The organism is Paracoccus onchidii (assembly GCF_028294535.1).
GTDB classification, from domain to species: Bacteria; Pseudomonadota; Alphaproteobacteria; order Rhodobacterales; family Rhodobacteraceae; genus Paracoccus; species Paracoccus onchidii.
In genome coordinates this window covers 104,777-111,661 of sequence record NZ_JAQBIE010000014.1, presented here as the reverse complement: position 1 = coordinate 111,661, position 6,885 = coordinate 104,777, and the positions used below count along the sequence as shown (strand labels likewise).

The 6,885-nt window shown below is 58.5% G+C and carries 5 protein-coding genes; 4 read left to right on the top strand and 1 reads right to left on the bottom strand.

Going from position 1 to position 6,885, the window contains the following annotated elements:
* Nucleotides 1-438 precede the first annotated feature (438 nt).
* Entirely contained in the window at nt 439-1,395 is a 957-nt protein-coding gene (gene nrdF, locus PAF17_RS12405; RefSeq protein ID WP_408636418.1) for a class 1b ribonucleoside-diphosphate reductase subunit beta, read from the top strand.
* Nucleotides 1,396-1,442: 47 nt separating this feature from the next.
* Here the strand turns inward: nrdF and PAF17_RS12400 are convergent, their stop codons facing one another.
* Nucleotides 1,443-2,681, bottom strand: a complete 1,239-nt coding sequence (locus PAF17_RS12400) for a GAF domain-containing sensor histidine kinase (RefSeq protein WP_271889419.1) — start codon at nt 2,679-2,681, stop codon at nt 1,443-1,445.
* A 204-nt stretch (nt 2,682-2,885) separates the two neighbouring features.
* On the opposite strand from PAF17_RS12400, the gene PAF17_RS12395 reads away from it, so the two are divergent.
* Genes PAF17_RS12395 through PAF17_RS12385 form a run of 3 tightly spaced genes read left to right on the top strand, consistent with a single transcriptional unit; the run spans nt 2,886 to nt 6,870 of the window.
* Nucleotides 2,886-4,046, top strand: coding sequence for an acyl-CoA dehydrogenase family protein (locus PAF17_RS12395; protein WP_271889418.1), 1,161 nt, complete (start codon nt 2,886-2,888; stop codon nt 4,044-4,046).
* A gap of 3 nt (nt 4,047-4,049) precedes the next feature.
* On the top strand, nt 4,050-6,092 hold the full coding sequence (locus PAF17_RS12390) for an acetate--CoA ligase family protein (protein WP_271889417.1): 2,043 nt from the start codon (nt 4,050-4,052) through the stop codon (nt 6,090-6,092).
* Nucleotides 6,085-6,870 carry a carnitinyl-CoA dehydratase gene (locus PAF17_RS12385; protein ID WP_271889416.1) on the top strand — a complete coding sequence of 262 codons (786 nt, stop codon included), beginning with the start codon at nt 6,085-6,087 and terminating at the stop codon, nt 6,868-6,870. Before PAF17_RS12390 ends, PAF17_RS12385 begins: the two co-directional genes overlap by 8 nt.
* Nucleotides 6,871-6,885: the final 15 nt, after the last annotated feature.

Genomic DNA, 6,885 nt, shown 5'->3' with positions numbered 1-6,885 from the left:
CTCGGTGATCTGCGCGACCGCGTCACGCTTGAACTCGGCGCTGAAATTGCCTTTGCCCATCTCGGCCTCCTTGCCTCAAAATTAGGGAAGAAGGCGTCTACGAATCTAGGGGCTATTCAGAGACCGGATCGAAAACTATAGCGAAAGCCACCCTCACAGCGGCCTGAAATGGAGGCGGGAGCACAAACGAGGTGGGCCGATCCTGGTTCCCGAGCAAACAAACTGCTCTTCTAAAAGCGGAAGCGGCAGTCGTGATCGCCGCGCACACAGCCAGCACCAGTATCGGCCATATATTGTGCAGTCCCGACCAAGCGCTTACGATATGCGGGCCGCATGCCCCCCGGAACAGTAATCTCTCGGTTGCACGTTATAGCTCAATACAATAGCAACAACTATAGGCTCTTAATTAACGGTGAACCTCCCATGAAGGATCAGGTGATGCGGCAGGTGCAGCGGGCGGTGAACTGGAACCGGCTGCAGGATGAGAAGGACCTTGAGGTCTGGAACCGGCTGACGGTGAATTTCTGGCTGCCCGAAAAGGTGCCGCTGTCCAATGACGTTCAAAGCTGGGCAACGCTGCGCCCGGAAGAGCGCGAATTGACCATCCGGGTGTTCACCGGGCTGACGCTGCTGGACACGATCCAGAACACCGTGGGCGCGCCGCGCTTGATGGGCGATGCGCAGACGCCGCATGAAGAGGCAGTTCTGTCGAACATCGCCTTCATGGAAGCGGTGCACGCACGGTCCTATTCCTCGATCTTCTCGACCCTGTGTCTGACGAAGGAGGTCGACGAGGCTTTCCGCTGGTCCGAGGAAAACCCGCATCTGCAGGAAAAGGCGCGCCTGATCCTGGACGAATACGATGCCGGCGCCGATCCGATGAAGCGCAAGATCGCCAGTGTGTTCCTGGAAAGCTTCCTGTTCTATTCGGGTTTCTACCTGCCGATGTACTGGTCCAGCCGTGCCAAGCTGACCAATACCGCCGACCTGATCCGCCTGATCATTCGCGACGAGGCCGTTCACGGCTATTATATCGGTTACAAATATCAGCGCGCGCTGGAAAAGCTGGATGAGGCGAAGAAGGCCGAGCTGAAGGATTTCGCCTTTGCGCTGATCTTCGATCTGTATGACATCGAGTCGAAATACACTGCCGAGCTGTATGATGGGATCGGCCTGACCGAGGATGTAAAGGCGTTTCTGCATTATAACGCCAACAAGGCGCTGCAGAACCTCGGCTATGAGGCACTGTTCCCGCCCGCCGCTTGCGAGGTCAATCCCGCAATCATGGCAGCGCTGTCGCCCGATAGCGAGAACCATGACTTCTTCTCGGGTTCGGGGTCGTCCTATGTGATCGGCAAGGCGGTCGCGACCGAGGACGAAGACTGGGATTTCTGAGACGAGGCGGCCCGCCGGTTGATCAGGCGGGCTGCCCCCAAGTCTGTTCAGAGAGGCATGTGGAAACGAAATTCAGTTGCATTGTCATCTGAATGAACATCCATTCTGCCGCCATGGGCCCGGGCAATTTCAGACGCGATATGCAGCCCTAATCCAAGACCATCCTTGTTGGGGTTGCTGTGCGATTTCCGGAAAGGCTGAAACAACATCGGCATTTCATCCGGAGAGATGGCCGCGCCTCTGTTGGTCACGCTCAGATTGAACCTGTCGTCATCAATATATGCGCGCACCATGACAGGCTGACCCGGTGTGCCATGCTTGATCGCATTTCCCAGAAGGTTCGATAGCAACTGCGCCACACGCGCCTGATCACAATCGATATTTTGCGGCAACGAAAATTCCGCTTCGATCGGCTGATCAGGCGAGACCGTCCGAAACTCGGCGATGATATGGTCAAATACCTCGGCAAGATCGCCAACCCTGCTGCGCGAAAGCACGATCCCGCCGCCAAGCCGGTTACGGGCATGATCCATAAGGTTGTCAATGAGACCCCGCATCCGCAGAGTAGAACCTTCGATCAGTGACAGGATCTGCCGGGCCTGATCGTCAATCTGACAGCGGCCAATCATCCGCAATCCCGCGTCGACCGCGCTAAGCGGATTACGCAGGTCATGGGCAAGAATTGCAATGAACTGTTCTTGCGCCTCGGCCTTGTGACGTTCTTCGATCAGCCCGTCACAGGCCTGGTTCAACTGGTCACGGGCATCTATTGTCTCACCGACGATACGGGCGAACAGGCGGATCATGTCGAGAACCCGCGGATCGCTTAGCCGGTTCGGTTCGGGATCCAGTGCGCACAGCGTTCCAAAGAACTCTCCGTCCTTACGGTAGACGGGAAAGGACAAATAGCTGCGAAAGCCATAGTCGCGCGGGACCTGATGGTTGCAATACGCGGGATCTGACAGCACGTCGTCAATGACGATTTCCTGGTGCGATTGTTCGACATCCTGGCACAAGGTGGTGTCTATACGTAGCTCGTCCCCGGGCCGCAGCCCGAATGCCAGACGATCAACGGCGCAACATGTCACCCAACGATCCGCTGTTACCCGCGCGATTGCAGCAAATCGCAGCCCGGTCGCCATACAAACCGTTTCCAGCATCGTCATCGCCGAAGGGTTGGACAAGACCGCCTCGACATCACGCCGAAAAGCACCGTCAAGTGCGAGACCCGCAGTTTCATGGCTGTCGAGTTCGGACCCGCAAAGGTCATCGGGCAGGTCTGTCACGGTAGCTTCCAGATCAGGGGCATTCGCGCAACTTTAGTGGCCCTGATTGGCACTGGCAACGTTTGCCACTGCGTAACACAGGAAAAGAGGTCACAGGAAATGCACAGGATAATCGCATCTTGCACAATTATCTGCCAATGATGCACAGCACCATTCGGATCGATGCGGCAGGCTGTTGGGAAACAGTTCAGCTTAGGTGATGCCATGCAATTCGGATTGACCGAAGAACAGGACATGATTGTCTCGACCGTTCGCAGCTTTGTCGAGAATGAGATCTATCCACACGAGGCCGCAGTCGAACGGACTGGCCAGGTCCCCAACGAGCTGGCGCATGACATCAAGCGCAAGACGTTGGAACTGGGTTTCTATGCCTGCAATTTCCCGGAAGAGGTTGGCGGTGCCGGGTTGTCGCATCTGGATTTTACTCTGGTCGAGCGCGAGTTGGGCCGGGGATCAATGGCCCTGACGCATTTCTTTGGCCGCCCGCAGAACATTTTGATGGCCTGTCGTGACGAACAGCGCGAACGCTATCTGCTGCCGGCCGTGCGCGGGGAAAGGATGGATGCACTGGCCATGACCGAGCCCGACGCCGGCTCGGATGTGCGCGGCATGAAATGCCAGGCAAAGCGTGACGGAAAGGACTGGCTTGTCAACGGCACCAAGCATTTCATTTCCGGTGCGGAGCATGCTGATTTCTTTATTGTCTTTGTCGCAACCGGCGTCGACGACACACCAAAGGGCCCCAAGAAGCGCATCACCTGCTTTCTGGTAGATCGTGGGCATCCCGGCTTTGAGGTGCGCGAAGGTTACAATTCGGTCAGCCATCGCGGATACAAGAACCAGATCCTGTATTTCGACAATTGCCGCCTGCCCGACTCGGCGGTTCTGGGCGAAGTCGATGGTGGTTTTGCCGTGATGAACGAATGGCTATATGCAACACGCCTGACTGTCGCCGCGATGTCGGTGGGTCGGGCACGGCGCTGTTTCGATTATGCGCTGAACTACGCGGCCGAACGCAAGCAATTCGGGCAGGCCATTGCGAAATTCCAGGGCATCAGCTTTCAGGTCGCAGATATGATCACCCAGATCGACGCGGCCGAATGGCTGACCCTGGCGGGCGCGTGGCGGCTGGATCAGAACCTGCCCGCAAACCGTGAAATTGCCTCGGCCAAGGTTTTTGCGACGGAAATGCTGGCTCATGTCACGGACACGACCCTGCAGATCTTTGGCGGCATGGGGCTGATGGATGATTTCCCGATCGAACGTTTCTGGCGCGATGCACGGGTCGAACGCATCTGGGACGGCACCAGCGAGGTTCAACGCCACATTATCAGCCGCGAACTGTTCCGCCCGTTGGGTGCATAAGCCATGCCCAACCTGTCCCGATTGCTGCGCCCTGCCAGCATCGCCGTCATCGGCGGCGGCACATGGTGCGCCAATGTCATTCGCGAATGCCGCCGCATCGGCTTTGCCGGAGATATCTGGCCCGTGCATCCACATCGCAAAGAGCTTGCCGGGCTAGAGGTATTTGGGTCGGTGAACGACCTTCCCACCGGCCCTGACGCCGCCTTTATTGGCGTCAACAGTCGCGCGTCTGTGCAGATCGTCGCCGCTCTGGCCGCGCGCGATGTCGGTGGCGCCGTGTGTTTCGCGGCGGGGTTTTCCGAAGCTTCGGGGGAAATCGACGGGGCCAGCGCGTTGCAGGATACGCTAGTCCGCGCGGCGGGTGACATGCCGATCCTGGGACCGAATTGCTACGGGTTCCTGAACCTTCTGGATGGTGCTGCCCTTTGGCCGGACCAACATGGCGCAACACGCGTCGACAAGGGTGTGGCCATCGTGACGCAATCCTCGAATATTGCGATCAACCTGACCATGCAGCAACGCGGGCTGCCGCTTGCCTATGTAGTGACGGCCGGCAATCAGGCCCAGACCGGCATATCGCAGATTGGTGCGGCATTGCTGAGTGATCCCCGCGTGACAGCATTGGGGCTGCATATCGAAGGGATCGACGATCTGGCAGAATTTCAACAACTTGCAATGCTTGCCCAGACGTTGAAAAAGCCAATCGTTGCCATGAAGGTCGGGCGATCGGCCAAGGCGCAAAGCGCAACCCTGTCCCATACGGCATCGCTGGCCGGATCAAGCACAGGTGCCGATGCCCTGATGGAACGCCTGGGAATCGCCCATGTGACGTCTTTGTCGGTGATGCTGGAAACACTGAAACTGTTGCACCTTGCCGGACCTCTGCCTTCGCGGCGGATAGCATCCATGTCATGTTCCGGTGGCGAAGCAAGCCTGGTCGCGGATGCCGCACAGGATTTCGGGTTGGACTGTCCCGATTTGACGTCGGCCCAGTGCTCCGGCCTGCGCGCCGTTCTTGGCGACCAGATCGCTCTTGCCAACCCGTTGGACTATAACACCTTCATCTGGAAAGATCGCGAGGCGATGTCGCGCACTTTTGCGATCATGCTTGCGGCTGATGTCGCACTCGGCGCGATTGTTCTGGATTTTCCGCACCCGGAACGATGCGCCGACGAAGAATGGGACATTGTGATCGGGGCTGCCGCCGACGCAAGTCACCGCACCGGCAAACCCCTCGCCTTGCTGTCGACCCTACCTGAAACGCTGTCCGAAACCAAGGCCGCAGCAATCATCGCAGAAGGTTTGATACCTTTGGCTGGATTGGAGGTCGGGTTGGGGGCCATCGCGGCCGCCAGCCGGTTCGATATGGCGCGTCAGCCGGCTGGGCCCGTTCTTGGGGCCACAATACCGCGCAACCCAAAACCCTTGTCCGAAGCCGAGGCCAAGGCCCTGCTTGGATCATATGGCTTGCGCGTGCCACGATCGCAACGCACAGGCTCGGTCCAGCAGGCGGCAGATCTGGCCACCGAAATCGGCTTTCCGGTCGTCCTGAAAGGTGAGGGAATCGCCCACAAGACCGAAGCCGGTGCCGTCAGGCTGAACCTGCAAGATCAGGCGGAGGTTCTGACCGCCGCACAAGCGATGCCCTGCACCAGCTTCCTTGTCGAGGAAATGATCGATCGCGGCATCGCCGAACTGTTGATCGGCGTGACATGCGACCCGGCCCACGGCTATCTGCTGACGCTTGCGGCGGGTGGAACCCTGACCGAATTGTTGCAGGATCGCAAATCGTTGCTGCTGCCGGTGTCGCGCGAACAAATAGATGCCGCGCTGTCGGCTTTGCGTATTGCAGACATGCTTGACGGATGGCGCGGCGGGCCCAAGGCCGACCGCAACGCGATCCTGGACGCGGTGTTGGCCGTTCAGGCATTCGTGATGCAACATCAAGGTGAAATATCCGAGCTGGACATCAACCCGCTGATCTGCGGCCCAGATTTTGCCATTGCGGCGGATATCCTGCTGATAAAAGGAGAGAAAGATGACTGATGGCCCGATACGCGCCACAAGGAACGGCCATGTTCTGGAGGTGACCCTTGACCGACCCAAGGCCAATGCCATCGATCTGGAAACCAGTCGGATCATGGGTGAGGTATTTACCGATTTCCGCGATGATCCCGAACTGCGTGTGGCCATCGTCACGGGCGCGGGCGAAAAGTTCTTCTGTCCGGGCTGGGATCTGAAAGCGGCAGCGGATGGCGATGCCGTAGATGGCGACTATGGCAAGGGCGGTTTCGGCGGGCTGCAGGAACTGCGGGGCCTGAACAAACCGGTCATCGCCGCCGTGAACGGGATTGCCTGTGGCGGCGGGCTTGAACTGATGCTGTCTGCCGACATCATTCTGGCCGCCGATCATGCGACCTTTGCCTTGCCGGAAATCAGATCCGGCACCGTCGCCGATGCTGCCTCGATCAAGCTGCCAAAGCGCATTCCCTATCATATCGCGATGGAAATGTTGCTGACCGGTCGTTGGTTCGATGCGGCTGAAGCTGCCCGGTGGGGATTGGTCAATCGCGTCGTGCCCGCCGACAGCTTGCTGCAGCAGGCACACGATCTTGCCGCGGAACTGGCGTCGGGGCCGCCGCTGGTCTTCGCGGCAATCAAGGAAATCGTGCGCGAGGCCGAAGACATGTCCTTTCAGGACGCAATGAACCGTATCGGACGCAGCCAGTTCGAAACCGTCGAGCGGTTGTACCGTTCCGAGGATCAACAAGAAGGTGCGCGCGCCTTTGCCGAAAAACGAGATCCGGTCTGGAAGGGCCGCTAGGACAAAGGAAACAAT